Here is a 17,727-nt window from a genome sequence, read left to right on the forward strand (position 1 = left end):
AAACGGATAAAGCCGAAAGGAATTGAATCAAGCCCTCTTTTCGCTATATCCGTGTTCATCTGTGTTCATCAGTGGCAAAAGCGCTCTAACCCAGTGCTTCGACGCCGAGTTGCGCCAGCATCGCGGTCATGCGGCCGGCCTGGGTGGCCTGGTCGCTGGAGGCGTTGCCCTGTTGGGCGCGTTTGGCGACGCCCTGGGCGATGGCGGCGAGGCGGAAGAAACTGAAGGCCAGGACGAAGGGCCAGTCGGCGGGGATCGCGCGGCCGGTGAGTTCGGAATAGCGCGCCAGCAGCGCCGCCTCGTCGGGGATGCCCAAGGCCGCGCGGTCCAGGCCGGCCAGGCCGGGCAGGGCCGGGTTGCGCGGCAGGCGCAGCGCCATGCAGAAATAGCCGAGGTCGGCGAGCGGGTGGCCCAGCGTCGACAGTTCCCAGTCGACGATCGCGATCACCTTCGGCTGCGCCGGGTCGAACATCAGGTTGTCGATGCGGAAGTCGCCGTGCACCAGCGCCACGCTGCCGTCGTCGGCGGGGCAGCGGGCGGGCAGGGCGGCGATCAGCGCGTCCATGGCGGGGATCGGCTGGGTTTCGCTGGCGCGGTACTGCTCGGTCCAGCGCCGCAGCTGGCGTTCGAAATAGTTGCCGGGCTTGCCGAAGTCGGCCAGGCCCACCGCCGACGGATCGATCGTATGCAGCGCGGCCATCGCGTCGATGATGCCGCCGTAGATCGCGGCGCGTTCGGCGGGCGTGGCGTCGGGCAGCGACGGGTCCCAGAAGATGCGGCCGTCGACGAAGTCCATCAGGTAAAACATCGAGCCGACCACCGACTCATCGGTGCACAGGTGCAGCGGCCGCGCCACCGGCGCGGGGCCGCCGTGCAGCGCCTGCAGCACGCGGAATTCGCGGTCCACCGCATGCGCGGAGGGCAGCAGCACGCCGGGCGGCTTGCGGCGCAGCACGTAGGTGCCGCTGGCGGCGTCGAGGCGGTAGGTCGGGTTCGACTGGCCGCCCTTGAACTTGGTGGCCGTGAGCGGGCCGCGGAAGCCGGGCACCTGCGCCTGCAGGTAGTCGGCCAGCGCGGCTTCGGGCAGGGCCATCGCGTCCTTGGAAACCTGGGGTGCGGTGTCGGTCATCCGGTGGGTTCTTTTCTTGATCGGGCGAGGAGGGCGCGCAGGCCGAGCACCGCGCCGCCCAGCAGCGCGGCGCCCACGCAGGCCAGGTGCAGGTGTTCGAGCGACACGGCGCCCAGCCAGGCGTTGCCGTCGCGCAGCGGCCACAGCGGCGACATGTCGGCGTGCATCAGGGCGTCGATCGCGACGTGCGAAAAGGTGCCCACGTAGGCCGCCACGAACGAGGCCGTCCAGGTGAACGGTGCGTGCGCGATGCGGAGCCCGCGCAGCACGCGCTCGCTGATGGGCCGGCCGATCGCGCCGGCCAGGGTGCCGATGAGCAGCGCGCCCAACAGGTTGTGCGTGGTGCCGTGCAGCGACGGCCAGACGTAAATCATGCCCAGCAGCGGCTCGAGGTCCATCAACACCTGCGCGCCGCCGAACACCATGAAGCTGAAGTGCCGGCCCCCGATCGCCTTGAACACCAGGCCCGGCCCGAGGTGGAGGGGCGTGAAGGGCATGCTCAGTAATACGTCCAGAGATCGCGCGCGCCGTGCAGGTGCGGCAGCGCGTTCCAGCTGCCCAGGCGCAGGCGGCCGGCATGCGGGTGGAATTCGCTGAGCGCGCTGTTGCGCAGCGCCAGGTTGAGTTCGACCGCGCGGTGGTTGGGCACGTCCAGCGCGATCTGCGCCAGCCGCGAGATGACGCCGCCGGAGCTGAGCACCAGCACTTCGCCGCCGCCGCCCAAGGCCTCCAGCCGTTCGCCGGCCGCGTGCACGCGCGCGCCGAACGTGGCCCAGCTCTCGGGCAGGTCCGGCAGTTCGTCGTTGGCCCAGGCCAGAAGCGCGGCCTGCAGCATCGCGCCGACGTCGCGCGGCAGGCCGCTGCGGCTGGCGATGGCGACCGGGTGGTCGGCGTTCTGGCGCAGCCAGGTGCTGAACACCGCCTCGTGGTCGAACTCGGCGAAGCCGGGGTCTGCGACGGGCTCGGGCAGGGCCAGGCCCTGCGCGGCGAAGGCCTCGATCACGCCGTCGGCGGTTTCGCGGTGCCGGCGCATGCCGCCCACCACCACGGCCTCGAAGCGATGGCCGCCGCGCGCCAGCCACTCGCCCAGGCGCCGGGCCTGCACATGACCGCGCTCGGAGAGTTTGTCGTAGTCGGCGGCGCCGTAGCTGGCCTGCCCGTGTCGAACCAGCAGCAGGCTCACTGGCCGAAGAACTCCTGGCGGAACACGGTGCGGATCGGGCGTTCGGCGCCTTCCGGCGTCACCGAGAGGTCGAAGGTGAGCGTTTCCTGGCCCGAGGTGCGCGCTTCGCCCAGGTAGTAGATGGCGTCGCCCTCGCGCACTTCGCGCATGCGCAGCTCGACGCGCTGGCCGGCGAGGTTGGTGGCGGACACGGTGACCTTGGCCGTCACGGCGCGGTCGGCGCCGGGTTCGCCCTGGCGCACCGCGATGTTCACCAGCGCGCGGTTGGCGGAACGGGTGATGCCGTTCGCCCGCGCCACTTCAGGCGTGAGGGTGGTGGTGGGCAGCGCGTTGAAGTGCACGGTGATGTCGCCGGCGCGCAGGGAATTCTCGGCCAGCGCAGGCGCGGCGGCCAGCAGCGCGAACAGGGCGATCACGGCAGTCATCGGGCGCATGGCCAGTCCTCCTCCGGGTGGGCCCCCATCATCGCGCCCGCCACCGTCCTCGTCCATGTCTGATCGGATCGGCCTTCACGTGGACGTCTCTGGGGATTTTTGACGCGGATTGACGCGGATGAACGCGGATAGGGCAAAAGCCGTTGGAATGGATCTTCGCCATCCAAGACAGCCCGCGAAGATCAACCTTCCGCCTTCGCTCTATCCGCGTTCATCCGCGTCAATCCGCGTCAAAACCGATCTTCACCCGCCCGACAACTCCCGCCCGCGGCGGGTGGCGGCGGCGATGGCCTGCGAGACCAGGTCGCGGAAGCCGTTGGCTTCGAAGGACTCGATCGCGGCCTGGGTGGTGCCGCCGGGGGAGGTGACGCGCTGGCGCAGGACGGCGGCGGGCTCGCCGGATTCGCTGAGCATGCGGGCGGCGCCGAGCAGCGTTTGCAGCACGAGCGTGCGGGCGGTGTCGGGGGCGAGGCCCTGCGCTTCGCCCGCCGCCTGCATGGCTTCGGCCAGCAGGAAGACGTAAGCCGGGCCGCTGCCGGATACGGCGGTGACGGCGTCCATCAGCGCTTCGTCGGGGATCCATGCGGTGAGGCCGGCGGCCTGCATCAGGGTCTCGGCTTCTTCACGCTGGCCGCCACCGACGGCGGCATTGGCGAACAGGCCGGTGGCGCCGGCGCCGAGCAGCGCCGGCGTGTTCGGCATCGCCCGCACCACGGCCTGGCCGCCGCCCAGCCACTGGTCGATCCGCGCGGTGGGAATGCCGGCGGCGATCGAAACGACCAGCGGTCGGTGGATTTGCGCGAGCGTGGCCAGGCCTTCGCAGACCTCGCGCATCACCTGCGGCTTCACGGCCAGCACCCAGGTGCCGGCGCCGTCCGCGGCCTCCGGCCCGGCCTCGCGCACGCGCACGCCGAAGTCGGCTGCCAATGCCTCGCGCAGTGCTGCCACGGGCTCGGCGACCCGGAGCGACTCCGGCGCGCGGCCGGTCCTGATCAGGCCGCCGATGAGGCTGCGGGCCATGTTGCCGCCGCCGATGAATGCGATCGCGTGTGGGGTCATGCTTGGGGATCCACGGAAAGGATTACTGGCCGCGCGGGCCGAACAGGGCGGTGCCGATGCGCACGAGGGTGGCGCCTTCGGCGATCGCCAGCGGGAAATCATCGCTCATGCCCATCGACAGGGTGTCGATGCCGGGGAAGCGGGCGGCGAGGGCGGCCTGGAGTTCCTGCAGCCGGCGGAAGCTGGCGCGGCGATGGCCGGGGTCCGGGTGCGGCTCGGGGATGGCCATCAGCCCGCGCAGCCGCAGGCGCGGCGCGGCGGCCACCGCCTCGGCCAGCGGCATCACCTCGTCCGGGCGGCAGCCGGACTTGCCGGCCTCGCCGTCCACGTTCACCTGGATCAGCACGTTCAGGGGCGGGCGGTCCGCGGGCCGGGCCTGGTCCAGCGCCGCCACCAGCTTCACGCGGTCCACCGACTGCACCCAGTCGAAGGCCTCGGCGGCCTCGCGGCATTTGTTCGACTGCAGGTGGCCGATCAGGTGCCACTCCAGCCCGAGGTCGGCCAGCTCGCGGGCCTTGCCGGCGCCTTCCTGCACGTAGTTCTCGCCGAAGGCGCGCTGGCCGGCCGCGGCCAGTTCCCGCACCGCCGACGCCGGCCGGGTCTTGGACACGGCCAGCAGCCCGACCTGGCGTGGCCGCCCTGCCAGCACGGCCGCGTTTTCAATGGTTTGCAGGACGTCGTGAAGAGTCGGGTGCACCGATTCCATGGGGGGTATTCACCTTCGTGGATAGGGCTATACTGCCCCGGGGACGCGCGGTCGCCTATCCGTTTGATGCGCCAAGGGGACATTAGTAATGGACATCGCTGAACTGCTGGCATTCTCGGTCAAGAACAAGGCCTCCGACCTCCATCTGTCGGCCGGCCTGCCGCCCATGATCCGCGTCGACGGCGACGTCCGCCGCATCAACATCCCCGCGCTCGACCACAAGCAGGTCCACGCGCTGGTGTACGACATCATGTCGGACAAGCAGCGCCGCGACTACGAGGAATTCCTCGAGGTCGACTTCTCCTTCGAAATCCCGGGCCTGGCGCGCTTCCGCGTCAATGCCTTCAACCAGAACCGCGGCGCCGGCGCCGTGTTCCGGACCATTCCCAGCCAGATCCTCACCCTCGAGGAACTCTCCGCGCCCAAGATCTTCGCGGAACTGTGCAACCAGGCCCAGGGCCTCGTGCTGGTGACCGGCCCGACCGGCTCGGGCAAGTCCACCACCCTGGCGGCCATGGTCGACAGCGTGAACAAGAACGAATTCGGCCACATCCTCACCGTCGAGGACCCGATCGAGTTCGTGCACACCTCGCAGAAGTGCCTGGTCAACCAGCGCGAGGTGCACCGCGATACCCACGGCTTCAACGAGGCCCTGCGCTCGGCGCTGCGCGAAGATCCCGACTACATCCTGGTCGGCGAGATGCGCGACCTGGAGACCATCCGCCTGGCGCTGACCGCCGCGGAAACCGGCCACCTCGTGTTCGCCACCCTGCACACCTCGTCGGCGGCCAAGACCATCGACCGCATCATCGACGTGTTCCCGGCCGGCGAGAAGCCGATGGTGCGCTCGATGCTGTCCGAGTCGCTGCGCGCGGTCATCTCGCAGTCGCTGCTCAAGAAGGTCGGCGGCGGCCGCGTCGCGGCGCACGAGATCATGATCGCCACCCCGGCCATCCGCAACCTGATCCGCGAGGACAAGGTCGCGCAGATGTACTCGGCCATCCAGACCGGCCAGCAGTACGGCATGCAGACGCTCGACCAGTGCCTGCAGGACATGGTCAAGCGGGGCCTGGTGACCAAGCTGCAGGCCAAGGAATACGCCAAGGAAAAGAAGCTTTTCGACTGACGCCGCTGCCGGTCGGGGGGCTGGCAGGACGCCACATGAGCACCGCCACCGGGCCAAGGCCACGGTGGCAGAACAGGAGCACGCATGAGCAGCATCGACTTCACCTCCTTCCTGAAGCTGATGGCGCACAAGAAGGCCTCGGACCTGTTCATCACGGCCGGCGTGCCGCCGTCGATGAAGGTCAACGGCAAGCTGTCGCCGATCACCCAGAACCCGCTGACCCCGCAGCAGTCGCGCGACCTGGTGCTCAACGTCATGAACCCCTCGCAGCGCGAGGAGTTCGAAAAGACCCACGAATGCAACTTCGCGATCGGCGTCTCCGGCGTCGGCCGCTTCCGCGTGTCCTGCTTCTACCAGCGCAACCAGGTCGGCATGGTGCTGCGCCGCATCGAGACCCGCATCCCGACGGTGGAAGAGCTGAACCTGCCCGCGGTCATCAAGACCCTGGCCATGACCAAGCGCGGCATCATCCTGTTCGTCGGCGCCACCGGCACGGGTAAGTCCACCTCGCTGGCGGCCATGATCGGCTACCGCAACATGAACTCCTCGGGCCACATCATCACCATCGAGGACCCGATCGAGTTCGTGCACAAGCACGAGGGCTGCATCATCACCCAGCGCGAGGTCGGCATCGACACCGACAGCTGGGAGGCGGCGCTGAAGAACACGCTGCGCCAGGCGCCCGACGTGATCATGATCGGCGAGGTGCGTACCCGCGAGGGCATGGACCACGCGATCGCCTTCGCCGAAACCGGCCACCTGGTGCTGTGCACGCTGCACGCCAACAACGCCAACCAGGCGATGGACCGCATCATCAACTTCTTCCCGGAAGACCGCCGCAGCCAGCTGCTGATGGATCTTTCGATGAACCTCAAGGGCGTGGTCGCGCAGCAGCTCATCCCCACGCCGGACGGCAAGGCGCGCCGCGTGGCGATGGAAATCCTGCTCGGCACGCCGCTGGTGCAGGACTACATCCGCGACGGCGAGATCCACAAGATCAAGGACGTCATGAAGGAGTCCACCAACCTGGGCATGAAGACCTTCGACCAGGCGCTGTTCGAGCTCTACCAGGCCGGTGAGATCTCCTACGAGGACGCGCTGCGCTTCGCCGACTCGGCCAACGAGGTGCGCCTGAAGATCAAGCTGGCCCAGGGCGGCGACGCCCGCACGCTGAGCCAGGGCCTGGACGGCGTGGAGCTGTCCGAGGTCAAGTAACCCTGGCATGGGGTTGCGCCGAAGACGCCGGGCTTGCCCGGCGTTTTCTTTTTCCCGGCGGTAGAATGCGGGGCATGCAGACTCCCCCGTCCCTGGCCGATCACTTCCTCGTGGCGATGCCCGCGCTGGAGGATCCGAACTTCCAGCGCTCGGTGACGCTCGTCTGCCAGCACGACGCGGGCGGTGCGATGGGCATCGTGATCAACCGTCTGGCCGACTACACCGTCGGCGAACTGCTCGACCACCTCAGGCTCGGCACCCAGAACCCCGCCCTGGCCGGCCGCGCCATCGTCGCCGGCGGGCCGGTGCATCCCGAGCGCGGCTTCGTGCTGCACGGCGACGACAGCGAATGGAATTCCACCCTCCACGTCGCGCCCGGCCTGTCGGTCACCACCTCGCGCGACATCCTCGAGGCCCTGTCGCGCGGCGATGGCCCGGCGCGGGTGCTGGTGGCGCTGGGTTACGCCGGCTGGGAGCCCGGCCAGCTCGAGGACGAACTCGCCCAGAACAGCTGGCTCACCGTGCCCGTGGACCGCGGCATCGTCTTCGACACCCCGCTGGAAGATCGCTGGCGGGCCGCCGCGCGGCAGCTGGGCGTCGACCTGTCCACGCTGACTGATTACTCGGGCCACGCATGAGCGATCCGGTCACCCTGCTGGGCTTCGACGTCGGGTCCAAGCGCATCGGCGTCGCCGTCGGCAATACCGTCTCGGGCAGCGCCCGCGAAGTGGGCGTGCTCGACGTGCACGCCAGTGGCCCCGACTGGCCGCGCCTGGACCGCTGGATGCGCGACTGGCGTCCGGACGCCCTGGTGGTCGGCGACCCGGTGCCCGCCGATGGCGGCGACCAGCCCGCGCGCCAGCGCGCCCGCGGCTTCGCCCGCGAGCTGGCGCGCCGCTACGCGCTGCCCGTGCAGCAGGTGGACGAAGGCCGCAGTTCGATCGAAGCCGCCCAGCGCTTCGCCGCCGGCCGCGCCGCCGGCGCCCGCAAGCGCTCGCAGGCCGACCAGCTCGACGCCGTGGCCGCGGTCGTGATCCTCGAACGCTGGCTGGCCAATCCCGACACCCGCATTCCCCTCGACCCCGGACCCCCGCGCCCATGAGCCATCCCCCGCAGTTCGCCGCCGACGGCCGCCTCGACCACCTGCTGACCCTCGACGGCCTCGACGCGGGCCAGGTCAACGGCCTGCTCGAGCGCGCCGAGCAGATGCTGCCGCACGCGCACTCCGGCACCGCGCTGCGCGGCCGCCACGCCGGGCGCACGCTCTGCACGCTGTTCTTCGAGGCCAGCACCCGCACCCGCAGCAGCTTCCAGCTGGCGGCCACGCGGCTGGGCATGGACGTGCTGAACTTCGACGTCGCCACCTCGTCCACCAAGAAGGGCGAGAGCGCGCTCGACACGCTCAAGACCATCGAGGCGATGGGCGTGGACGTGTTCGTGATCCGCCACGCCAGCGACGGCGCGGTGGCGGAACTGGCGGCCGGCGCCAACCCCGGCACCCACGTCATCAACGCAGGCGACGGCCGCGCCGCGCATCCCACCCAGGGCCTGCTGGACATGCTGACCCTGCGCCAGCACAAAGGCGCCGACCTGTCCGCGCTGAAGGTGCTGGTGGCCGGCGACCTGCTGCACTCGCGCGTGGCCCGCTCCGACCTGCACGCGCTGCGCGCGCTGGGCTGCGGCGAGATCCGCGTCTGCGGCCCGGCCAACCTGCTGCCGGATGCAGACACGTTGCGCGGCTGCCGCGTCATCGCCGGTTTCGACGAGGCGGTGCGCGGCGTGGACGTGGCGATCATGCTGCGCCTGCAGCGCGAGCGCATGGAGCAGGGCCTGGTCGCCTCGCTCGAGGATTACTTCCGCGACTACGGCCTGGACCCGCGCCGGCTGGCGCTGGCCGCGCCCGATGCCATCGTGATGCATCCCGGCCCGATGAACCGCGGCATCGAGATCGACGGCGCCGTGGCCGACGGCCCGCAGTCGCGGGTGCTGGCGCAGGTGGCCAACGGCCTGCCGGTGCGCATGGCCGTGATCGACGCCCTGCTCAGCTGATCACTCGCTTTCGACGCTGCCGTTGCGGAACTGCCAGGTGCGGGTGATGTGCAGCACGTCGATGTTCTCGTCGGTGCGCGGCAGCGGCGGGAAGGGTTCGGACAGGCGCACGATGCGCATCGCGGCCTGGTCGAGCACGCCCAGGCCCGAACTCCGGTTGAGCAGGATCTCCTCGATGCTGCCGTCGCGGCGCACCGCCACCGTCATCACCAGCCGGCCGCCCAGGCCACGCCGGCGGGCTTCGTCGGGGTAGTTGAGGTTGCCCATGCGCTCGACCTTCACCACCCAGGCGCGCAGGTAGCTGGCGTATTCGTATTCCTTGGTGCTGGCCGAGACGAACTTGCGCTTGGGGCGCTTGGCGCGCAGCTCCTGCCGGCGCTCGATCTCGGCGGCCAGGCGGGCCATCTCGAGGCTCTGCTCGACCAGCTCGCGGCCCGGGGCCAGCTGGTTGGGCTCGGTCTCGCGCTGGTCCTTGGGCGGGGGCAGGGCGAATTCGCTTTGCGCCGTGGTGCTGAGGAGGCGCGGCGTCGGCTCGGGTTCGGGCGGCGGGGCCTGGGCCACCAGGGTTTCCGGGGCCAGGCCGGGCTCGGGCTTGGGCACCGGGGCCAGCTGCTCTTCGCGCGGGCGCTCGGCGGCGTCGCTGTCGCCGCCGCCCTGGTTGTTGGCCTGGGCGATGAAGTCGGCGTCCTCGGGCGCGGCGTCGCTGCGGGTCTCGGTCAGGATCACGTCCAGGGTCGGGGTGATCGGCGCGGCCGAGTCGCGGGCGAAGCCCACGCCCAGGATCAGCACCCCGAACGCGACCAGGCTCAGCGCCAGGGTGGCGCTGAGCCGCTCGGCCGGACCGATGACGGGTGCCGCCATCTCAGCCGCGACCGGCCCGGCGGGCCTCGATGGCGTCGAACAGCTGGCCGGCGATGTTCAGCCCGAACTGGGCGTCGAGCTCGCGCACGCAGGTCGGGCTGGTGACGTTGACCTCGGTGAGGTAGTCGCCGATCACGTCCAGGCCCACGAACAGCATGCCCCGGCGCTTGAGCTCGGGGCCGACCTGGGCCGCGATCCAGCGGTCGCGGTCCGACAGCGGGCGGCCTTCGCCGCGGCCGCCGGCGGCCAGGTTGCCCCGGAACTCGTTGCCCTGCGGGATGCGGGCCAGGCAGTAGGGCACCGGCTCGCCATCCACCAGCAGGATGCGCTTGTCGCCGTCCTTGATTTCCGGGAGGTAGCGCTGGGCCAGGGCCAGGTTCCGGCCGTTGTCGGTCAGGGTTTCCAGGATCACGTTCAGGTTCGGGTCGCCGGTCCGGACCCGGAAGATCGAGCGGCCGCCCATGCCGTCCAGCGGCTTGAGCACCGCCTCGCCGTGCTCGGCCACGAAGGCCCGCAGCTCGGCCGCATCCCGGGAGACCCGGGTCGGCGGGCAGCACTGGGGGAAGAGCAGGGCGCCCAGCTTCTCGTTCAGGTCGCGCAGGCCGCGGGGGTCGTTGACCACCAGCACGCCCTGGTCCTGGGCCAGGCCCAGGATATGGGTGTCGTAGAGGTAGTTGGCGTCGAACGGGGGGTCGGTCCGGACCAGCACCACGTCCATTTCGGCCAGCGGGCGGCGCTGCACCGGGCCCAGCGTGTACCAGTCGGCCGGATCGTCCCGGACCTCGGCCTCCGCCATCCGGGCCATGGCCCGCTCGCCGTCCAGCGACAGGCCGCCGGGCGCGACGTAGTGCAGGCGGTGCCCGCGGCGCCGGGCCTCGAGCATCATCGCAAAGCTAGTATCCTTCCCGATCTTGATACGGCCGATCGGATCCATCACCACGGCCACGTCCAGTGCCATCGGCGCTGCATCTCCATCCTCGCGGAGCCCTAGACTAGCAGGGCCTCCCGGGGATGGTGAGGTCGGTCACACGGGAACCGTGTCGTGCTTGACACATTCCGGTTCGGCTGGGATATAAGCTAATAATGTGCAAGCCCGGCAAGGGCCTGCGCACTGCCAGGGACAGCATCGCAATGGGGAGTGAGATGGAAGACAACCACCTGGCCGGCTTGCGGGTCATGGTCATCGACGACTCGAAGACGATCCGCCGTACCGCCGAAACCCTCCTCAAGAAGGAGGGTTGCGACGTGGTCACGGCCACGGACGGTTTCGAGGCGCTGGCCAAGATCGCCGACCACCAGCCGCAGATCGTGTTCGTCGACATCATGATGCCGCGGCTGGATGGCTACCAGACGTGCTCGCTGATCAAGAACAACCAGATGTTCAAGCAGACGCCGGTCATCATGCTGTCCTCCAAGGACGGCCTGTTCGACAAGGCCCGCGGCCGCATCGTCGGCTCCGAGCAGTACCTCACGAAGCCCTTCACGCGCGATGAGCTGCTCTCCGCCATCCGCAAGTACGTCCCGGCGGGCTGAGGCGCGCGCCATGGCCAAGTCCCCGTCCCCGCAGGCCGCCACGCCCTTCGACATCCTGCTCGACTACGAAGAGCGCTCGCTCGCCCACGTCGCCGGCCGTCCGGAGATGATCGAGGCGCCGGGCCACTGGCGCGGCGTCGGTTTCCGCCTGGGCCAGCGTCGCCTGGTGTCCTCGTTCGACGAAGTGGTCGAGATCCTGCCGCTGCCGCCCGTCACGCCCGTGCCGGGCGCCCACGCCTGGATGCTCGGCGTCGCCAACGTCCGCGGCAGCCTGCTGCCGGTGGTCGACCTCAAGCAGTTCCTCGAGGGCGACCGCACCGTCGTGCACGAGGGCCAGCGCTGCCTGGTCGTGCGCCAGTCCGGCGGCAACGTCGCGGTGATCATCGACGAGCTGTTCGGCCAGCGCACTTTCAACGATTCGCACCGGACCGAGATGTCCGGCGAGAACGACGGCCGTTACGGCCACTTCGTCGGCCAGGCCTACCGGCTGGCCGACCAGACCTGGGGTGTGTTCAACATGTCGCTGCTCACGCGCACCCCCGAATTCCGCCAGGCCACCGCATAAGTAGCCGTCCAAGGTTCCACTCATTTTTGTTTTTTTACAGGGGTTGAGGTCCAGTCATGAGCACTAACTCGCGCTCGTTCACCGACAAGCTAACCAATTTCGGCCTGGGCTTCTGGGCGTTCATCCTGATCGTTTCGCTGTTGGTGTTCGGCGCGAACTTCATCTACGCGTCCTACCTCAACAACCAGGAAAACAACGCGCGAGGCCTCACGGCGGACCTCCAGGTGCTTTCGCAGCAGCTCGCGAAGTACACCCAGGAAGCCGTCGACGGCAACGCCGACGCCTTCACCGAGTTCAAGGCCACCAAGGCCCGCATCGACTCGATCGTGGCGGCCCTGCGCACCGGCAGCGAGACCGAGAACGTGCCCGGCTACGAGGGTGACCCGAACGCGATCGGCGTCAGCAGCGCGCTCGAGAAGGTGACCGAGACCTGGACCCCGATGGCCGAGGCCGCCGACCGCATCACCCAGAGCGAGGAGGAAGTGCTCAACCTCGCCGACACGGCCGCCCAGTTCACCGCCCGCGTGCCGCGACTGGCCTTCCAGCTCGACGAAGTGGTGCGATCGCTCTCCGACGCCAACGCCCCGGCCTCGCAGATCTCCATCGCCAACCGCCAGCTCGTGCTGGCCGACCGCATGTCGCGCCGCGTGACGGAAATCGTCGCGGGCGGCGAGAACGCGGTCTCGGCGGCCGACGCGCTCTCGCGCGACGCCGGCGTGTTCGCCTCGGTGCTCGAAGGCTTCCGCGACGGCAACGAGGAGGCGGGCTACAACCGCATCACCAGCGCCGCCGGCATCGCCAACCTGCAGGCCGCGTCCGACCTCTACGCCGAGGCGCAGGCCGACCTCGACGTGATCCTGGAAGCCGCCGCCGACCTGGCCGAAGTGCAGGGCGCCGCGACCCAGATCTCCGAGGATTCCAACGTCCTGCTCGAGAACAGCCAGGCGCTGTTCGCCAGCTTCGACGCCATCAACTACCAGCGCGTCTTCCCGAACAACTACTTCGCCATCGGCGGCGCCATCGGCGCCGGCCTCGGCATCGTCGGCCTGCTGTTCACCATCTTCCGCGACCAGCGCCGCCGCCTCGGCACCACCCAGGAGCTCAACCAGCGTAACCAGGAGGCGATTCTGCGCCTGCTGGACGAAATGGGTTCGCTCGCCGAAGGCGACCTGACGGTCAAGGCGACGGTCACCGAGGACATCACCGGCGCGATCGCCGACTCCATCAACTTCGCGGTCGAAGCGCTGCGATCCCTGGTGTCCACCATTAACGAAACGGCCGTGCAGGTCGCCGCCGCGGCCCAGGAAACCCAGGCCACCGCGATGCACCTCGCCGAGGCCGCCGAACACCAGGCGCAGCAGATCACCAGCGCCTCGGCGCAGATCAACGAGATGGCGTCGTCCATCGACGAGGTGTCGAAGAACTCCGCCGAATCGGCCGACGTGGCGCAGCGCTCCGTGCAGATCGCCGCGAAGGGCGCCGAAGTGGTGCGCCAGACGATCCAGGGCATGGACAACATCCGTGACCAGATCCAGGAGACCTCGAAGCGAATCAAGCGCCTGGGCGAAAGCTCGCAGGAAATTGGTTCCATCGTTGAACTGATCAACGACATCTCGGAACAGACGAACATCCTGGCGCTGAACGCCGCCATCCAGGCGGCCTCCGCCGGTGAAGCGGGCCGCGGCTTCGCGGTCGTGGCCGACGAAGTGCAGCGACTCGCGGAGCGCGCCTCGAACGCGACGAAGCGAATCGAGGCCCTGGTCCAGACCATTCAGTCCGACACCAACGAAGCCGTCAGCTCGATGGAACAGACCACCGCGGAAGTGGTGGCCGGTGCCCGACTGGCCGAGGACGCCGGCCTCGCGCTGGGCGAGATCGAAAAGGTGTCGAACGACCTCGCGGACCTCATCCAGAACATCTCCCAGGCGGCCCGCCAGCAGTCCACCGCGGCGACCAACATCACGGCCACCATGTCCGTGATTCAGGAGATCACCACCCAGACGTCGCAGGGCGCGAGCCAGACGGCGGAGTCGATCGGAAACCTCGCGCAGCTCGCTGCCGACCTCCGTCGCTCGGTCGCCGACTTCAAGCTGCCGGGCTGATGCCCGGCCCCGGCTTGCCCCTGGACTCACCCCGGTACGGGCGCTCCTCCCGGCGCCCCTACCTTGACAGGACCTCGGCATGAGGCTGCACGAAAGCAACGATTTCACCACGCTCACCTGGGTCAAGCCCGAGCTCGACGAGACCCTGCGCCAGGCCCGCCAGGCGCTGGAGGCCTACGTCGAGGAAGGCGAGGACCCGGGCCAGCTCAAGGCCTGCGCCAACTACCTGCACCAGGTGCAGGGCACGCTGCGCATGGTCGAGCTGTACGGCGCCGCCATGGTCGCCGAGGAAATGGAGCAGCTGGCCAAGGCGCTGGTCGAGGGGCGCGTCGCCGAGCGTGAAACCGGCTACGCCGCGCTGATGCGCGGCATCGTGCAGCTGCCCGATTACCTCGAGCGCCTGCAGAGCGGCCACCGCGACATCCCCATCGTCTTGCTGCCCCTGCTCAACGACCTGCGCGAACCGCGCGGCGAGAAGGGGCTGTCCGAGTCCGTGCTGTTCTCGCCCGACCTGTCGCGCCCGCTGCCGCCCACCGCGGCCGGCCCGGCCCAGCCGCTGGCGCCGGAAGAGCTCAAGCGTCGCGCCGAGGGCATGCGCAACCTGTTCCAGGGCGCGCTGCTGCGCTGGCTGAAGGACGACAACAGCCAGGCCACCATCCGCGACCTCACCGACGTCTGCGAGCAGCTCGTTCCGATCACCGATTCCGAGCATGCGCGCCGCCTGTTCTGGGTCGCCGCCGGCACGCTCGACGCGCTGGCCAAGAAGTCCTTCGAGGCCAGCAACCCGCTCAAGCAGGCGCTGGCCAAGGTCGAGCGCGAGATCAAGCGCCTGGCCGAGGGCGGCGACGCCGCCTTCCGCTCCGATCCGCCGCTGGAGCTGACCCGCCAGCTGCTTTACTTCGTGGCGCATGCGCCCACCGACGCCGGCCGCATCGGCGAGATCCGCCAGGTGTTCGGCCTGGGCGAGTACCTGCCCAGCGAATCCGAGCTCGCGCACGCCCGCGGCAGCCTCAGCGGCCGCAACCGCGCGCTGCTGTCCACCGTCGCCGTGGCGATCAAGGAAGACCTGCTGCGCGTCAAGGATGCGCTCGACCTGCACCTGCGCACGCCGGAGGCCGCGGCCGTCGGCCTGAGCGACCAGGTGGAAGCGCTCGACCGCGTCGCCGACACGCTCGGCATGCTCGGCCTCGGCGTCCCGCGCCGGGTCGTGCAGGACCAGCGCAATGCCATCCACCGGCTGGTCAGCGGCGAGCGCATCGCCGACGAGTCGAGCCTGCTCGACATCGCCGGTGCGCTGCTCTACGTCGAAGCCTCGCTGGACGACCAGGTCGCCCGCCTTGGCGAGGCAGACGATGGCGCCGACGCGCCCGCCGACGACGCCCTGCTGCCCAACACCGAGGCCCGAAAGGTGCTCGAGGTGCTGGTCAAGGAAGCCATCGCCAACTTCGCGCAGGCGCGCCAGTGCTTCGTCGCCTTCGTCGAAACCCATTGGGACCACGCCCAGCTGGCCGACGTGCCGCGCCTGGTCGAGGAAGTCGCGGGTGCGCTGCGCATCCTCGAGCTGGAAGAAGCGCCGCAATACCTCGCCGCCGTCCGCCGCTTCACCGAGAACGAGCTGCTGCGCCGCCACCGCGTGCCCAACGGCCAGCAGATGGACCGCCTGGCCGACGCGCTCGCCAGCCTCGAGTACTACCTCGAGGCGCTGCGCGACCGCCGCCCGAAGCGCGACCAGATCCTGGAAGTCGCGCGCCAGAACCTCGAGTCGCTCGGCTACTGGCCGCTGCCGGCCGAGGACGCCATCACGGCGCCCGCGCCGGTTTACGTCGAGACGCCGCGCGCCGCTGCGCCCGTGGTCGCGCCGGTGGCGCCGGCCGCGCCGGAGCCCGAGCCGGAGGTCCTGCCCGAGCCCGTCGAACCGGTGTCCGCCTTCGATGGCGCCATCTTCGATCCGCCGGCCTTTGACGAAGCGATCTTCGAGGCCCCCGCGGTGTCGGAGCCGGTCGCCGAGGCCCCGGTGGCGCCCGTATTCGAACCGGAGGCCCCGGTCGAGCTGACCTCGGCCTTCCACCTGCCGGTGGACCTGCCGCCCGCGCCGGTCGCGGCGGCGCCTGCCGCCCCTGCCGCACATGCGCCCAGCTTCGCGCCGCCGGCGCTGCCGGTCATCCCCGGCTTCGACGGCACCAGCGACGAGATCGACGACGAGATCCGCGAGGTCTTCCTGGAGGAGTTCCAGGAGGAAATCGGCAACCTCGAGCAGCTGCTGCCGACCTGGCGCAAGCAGCCCGACAACATGGAGCAGCTGCGGCCGATCCGCCGCGTCTTCCACACGCTCAAGGGCAGCGGCCGTCTGGTCGGCGCCAAGAGCCTGGGCGAGTTCAGCTGGAAGGTCGAGAGCACGCTCAACCGCGTGCTCGACGGCACCCGCACCGCCAGCCCGGCGGTGGTGTCGCTGATCGAAAACGCCTTCAATACCCTGCCGCTGCTGCGCGCCGCGCTGCAGGGCGAAACCGTTCATGCCGACCTGGAGGGCATCCAGGCCCTGGCCGACCGCGTCGCGGCCGGCGAGGAAGTGATGTACCAGCCGCCGCAGGCCGCGATGGCCGCGGCTGCCGCCGCGGAAGCGGCCCCGGTGGCCGAGCTGGCGCCCGAGCCGGTGGCCGAGCCCGAGCCGTCGCTGCCGGAGCCGGCCGTGGTGTTCGCGCAGCTGGAGGAGGCCGCGGCCGACGAGGCCGGTGGCTTCGCGATCGACCCGGTGCTGTTCGAGATCCTCAAGCCCGAAGTCGCCGGCCACCTCGAGACCGTGGATGCCTGGCTGGCCGCGTGCGCGGCCAAGGGCCCGCAGGCCGTCACCGATCCGCTGCTGCGCGCCGTGCACACCATGAACGGCGCCTTCGCGATGACCGAAGTCACCGCGCTCACCGACGTGACCGCGCCGCTGGAAGGCTTCATGAAGCGCTCGGTCGCCGACCGGCGCATTCCCTCGGACGAGGGCGTGTCGGTGGTCCGCGATTCGGCCGCCGCCATCCGCGAGGCCATCGTCGCGCTGGAGCGTCCGGGCGGCGTGGTGCCGTCCTTCGCCCCGCTGGCGGCCCGTGCGGCCGCGCTGCGCGACGCGCTGCCGGAAGCCAACGCCCCGATCCCGCTGCATCCGGACGAGCCGACCGGCGTGATGCCGACCCCGGTGCCGATGGAAATCCCGGACCTGTCCGGCCTGCCCAGCTTCGACACCGCGGAAGCGGCCGGAGAACCGCAGGAGCGCATCTCGCTCGACGCCTTCCTGCAGGACACCCGCGTCGACGACGCGGCCCCCGCCTTCACCATCACGGAAGACTTCAGCGCCGGTCCGTCCGCCGAAGAGCTCGCTGCCGCCGAAGCCGCGCTGGCTGCCGCCGCCGCGGAAGCTGCGGCGGCTGAAGCCGCGGCTGCCGAGGCCGCTGCCGCTGAAGCTGCTGCTGCCGAAGCCGCCGCTGCCGAAGCCGCCGCTGCCGAAGCCGCTGCCGAAGCCGCTGCCGCTGCCGCTGAAGCCGCTGCGGCCGAAGCTGCTGCCGCCGAAGCTGCTGCTGCCGAAGCTGCTGCTGCCGAAGCCGCTGCTGCCGAAGCCGCTGCTGCCGAAGCCGCTGCTGCCGAAGCCGCTGCTGCCGAAGCCGCTGCCGCCGAAGCCGCTGCCGCCGAAGCCGCCGCCGCCGAAGCCGCCGCTTCCATGCAGGCCGACGACTTCTACGGCATGACGATCGAGGAGCTTGAGGCTCTGACGTCGCCCGCCGG

General features: G+C 70.1%; 17 protein-coding genes. 9 read left to right on the forward strand and 8 right to left on the reverse strand.

What is annotated here, in order from left to right; genetic code table 11:
- Positions 1 to 85: 85 nt before the first annotated feature.
- From N787_RS09450 to N787_RS09475, 6 genes are all read right to left on the reverse strand, one after another.
- The gene (locus tag N787_RS09450) at positions 86 to 1,129 is read right to left on the reverse strand and encodes a phosphotransferase family protein (protein WP_034213061.1); all 1,044 of its coding nucleotides are present in this window, start codon (positions 1,127 to 1,129) and stop codon (positions 86 to 88) included.
- Positions 1,126 to 1,626: a metal-dependent hydrolase gene (locus N787_RS09455; protein ID WP_052575339.1), complete on the reverse strand. Its 501-nt coding sequence runs from the start codon at positions 1,624 to 1,626 to the stop codon at positions 1,126 to 1,128. Before N787_RS09455 ends, N787_RS09450 begins: the two co-directional genes overlap by 4 nt.
- A gap of 2 nt (positions 1,627 to 1,628) precedes the next feature.
- Entirely contained in the window at positions 1,629 to 2,312 is a 684-nt protein-coding gene (locus N787_RS09460; protein ID WP_034213063.1) for a histidine phosphatase family protein, read from the reverse strand.
- On the reverse strand, positions 2,309 to 2,746 hold the full coding sequence (locus N787_RS09465) for a DUF4426 domain-containing protein (protein WP_034213065.1): 438 nt from the start codon (positions 2,744 to 2,746) through the stop codon (positions 2,309 to 2,311). Before N787_RS09465 ends, N787_RS09460 begins: the two co-directional genes overlap by 4 nt.
- A 243-nt stretch (positions 2,747 to 2,989) precedes the next feature.
- Positions 2,990 to 3,805 (reverse strand): pyrroline-5-carboxylate reductase, encoded by an 816-nt coding sequence (proC, locus tag N787_RS09470; RefSeq protein WP_034213067.1) that lies wholly within the window; start codon positions 3,803 to 3,805, stop codon positions 2,990 to 2,992.
- Between the two features lie 22 nt (positions 3,806 to 3,827).
- Entirely contained in the window at positions 3,828 to 4,511 is a 684-nt protein-coding gene (locus N787_RS09475) for a YggS family pyridoxal phosphate-dependent enzyme (protein WP_034213069.1), read from the reverse strand.
- Positions 4,512 to 4,599: 88 nt separating this feature from the next.
- Here N787_RS09475 and N787_RS09480 point away from each other — a divergent pair, with 88 nt between their 5' ends.
- The 5 genes from N787_RS09480 to N787_RS09500 all read left to right on the forward strand — a co-directional run bounded on the left by N787_RS09480 (position 4,600) and on the right by N787_RS09500 (position 8,901).
- Entirely contained in the window at positions 4,600 to 5,637 is a 1,038-nt protein-coding gene (locus N787_RS09480) for a type IV pilus twitching motility protein PilT (RefSeq protein ID WP_034213072.1), read from the forward strand.
- Positions 5,638 to 5,721: 84 nt separating this feature from the next.
- A complete protein-coding gene (locus N787_RS09485; protein ID WP_034213074.1) occupies positions 5,722 to 6,852 on the forward strand; it encodes a PilT/PilU family type 4a pilus ATPase in 1,131 nt (376 codons plus the stop codon).
- A gap of 74 nt (positions 6,853 to 6,926) precedes the next feature.
- On the forward strand, positions 6,927 to 7,490 hold the full coding sequence (locus tag N787_RS09490; protein ID WP_425387865.1) for a YqgE/AlgH family protein: 564 nt from the start codon (positions 6,927 to 6,929) through the stop codon (positions 7,488 to 7,490).
- Positions 7,487 to 7,954, forward strand: a complete 468-nt coding sequence (ruvX, locus tag N787_RS09495) for a Holliday junction resolvase RuvX (RefSeq protein ID WP_034213078.1) — start codon at positions 7,487 to 7,489, stop codon at positions 7,952 to 7,954. The genes N787_RS09490 and ruvX overlap by 4 nt, the downstream gene beginning before the upstream one ends.
- On the forward strand, positions 7,951 to 8,901 hold the full coding sequence (locus N787_RS09500; RefSeq protein ID WP_034213080.1) for an aspartate carbamoyltransferase catalytic subunit: 951 nt from the start codon (positions 7,951 to 7,953) through the stop codon (positions 8,899 to 8,901). Before ruvX ends, N787_RS09500 begins: the two co-directional genes overlap by 4 nt.
- On the opposite strand, the gene N787_RS09505 is transcribed toward N787_RS09500, so the two are convergent.
- Both N787_RS09505 and gshB read right to left on the reverse strand, forming a co-directional pair.
- Positions 8,902 to 9,762 (reverse strand): energy transducer TonB, encoded by an 861-nt coding sequence (locus N787_RS09505; RefSeq protein ID WP_034213081.1) that lies wholly within the window; start codon positions 9,760 to 9,762, stop codon positions 8,902 to 8,904.
- A 1-nt stretch (position 9,763) separates the two neighbouring features.
- Positions 9,764 to 10,720: a glutathione synthase gene (gshB, locus tag N787_RS09510; RefSeq protein WP_034213083.1), complete on the reverse strand. Its 957-nt coding sequence runs from the start codon at positions 10,718 to 10,720 to the stop codon at positions 9,764 to 9,766.
- Between the two features lie 185 nt (positions 10,721 to 10,905).
- Here gshB and pilG point away from each other — a divergent pair, with 185 nt between their 5' ends.
- The 4 genes from pilG to N787_RS09530 form a co-directional block, all read left to right on the forward strand.
- A complete protein-coding gene (pilG, locus tag N787_RS09515; protein ID WP_034213085.1) occupies positions 10,906 to 11,295 on the forward strand; it encodes a twitching motility response regulator PilG in 390 nt (129 codons plus the stop codon).
- A gap of 10 nt (positions 11,296 to 11,305) precedes the next feature.
- Positions 11,306 to 11,860, forward strand: coding sequence for a chemotaxis protein CheW (locus N787_RS09520; protein WP_034213092.1), 555 nt, complete (start codon positions 11,306 to 11,308; stop codon positions 11,858 to 11,860).
- A gap of 56 nt (positions 11,861 to 11,916) precedes the next feature.
- Positions 11,917 to 13,962, forward strand: a complete 2,046-nt coding sequence (locus N787_RS09525; RefSeq protein ID WP_034213094.1) for a methyl-accepting chemotaxis protein — start codon at positions 11,917 to 11,919, stop codon at positions 13,960 to 13,962.
- Positions 13,963 to 14,041: 79 nt separating this feature from the next.
- Positions 14,042 to 17,727, forward strand: a 3,686-nt coding sequence (locus N787_RS09530) for a FimL-related protein (RefSeq protein ID WP_211252151.1), incomplete at its 3' end; no start/stop codon positions are given.

It is taken from the genome of Arenimonas metalli CF5-1, from assembly GCF_000747155.1.
GTDB classification, from domain to species: domain Bacteria; phylum Pseudomonadota; class Gammaproteobacteria; order Xanthomonadales; family Xanthomonadaceae; genus Arenimonas; species Arenimonas metalli.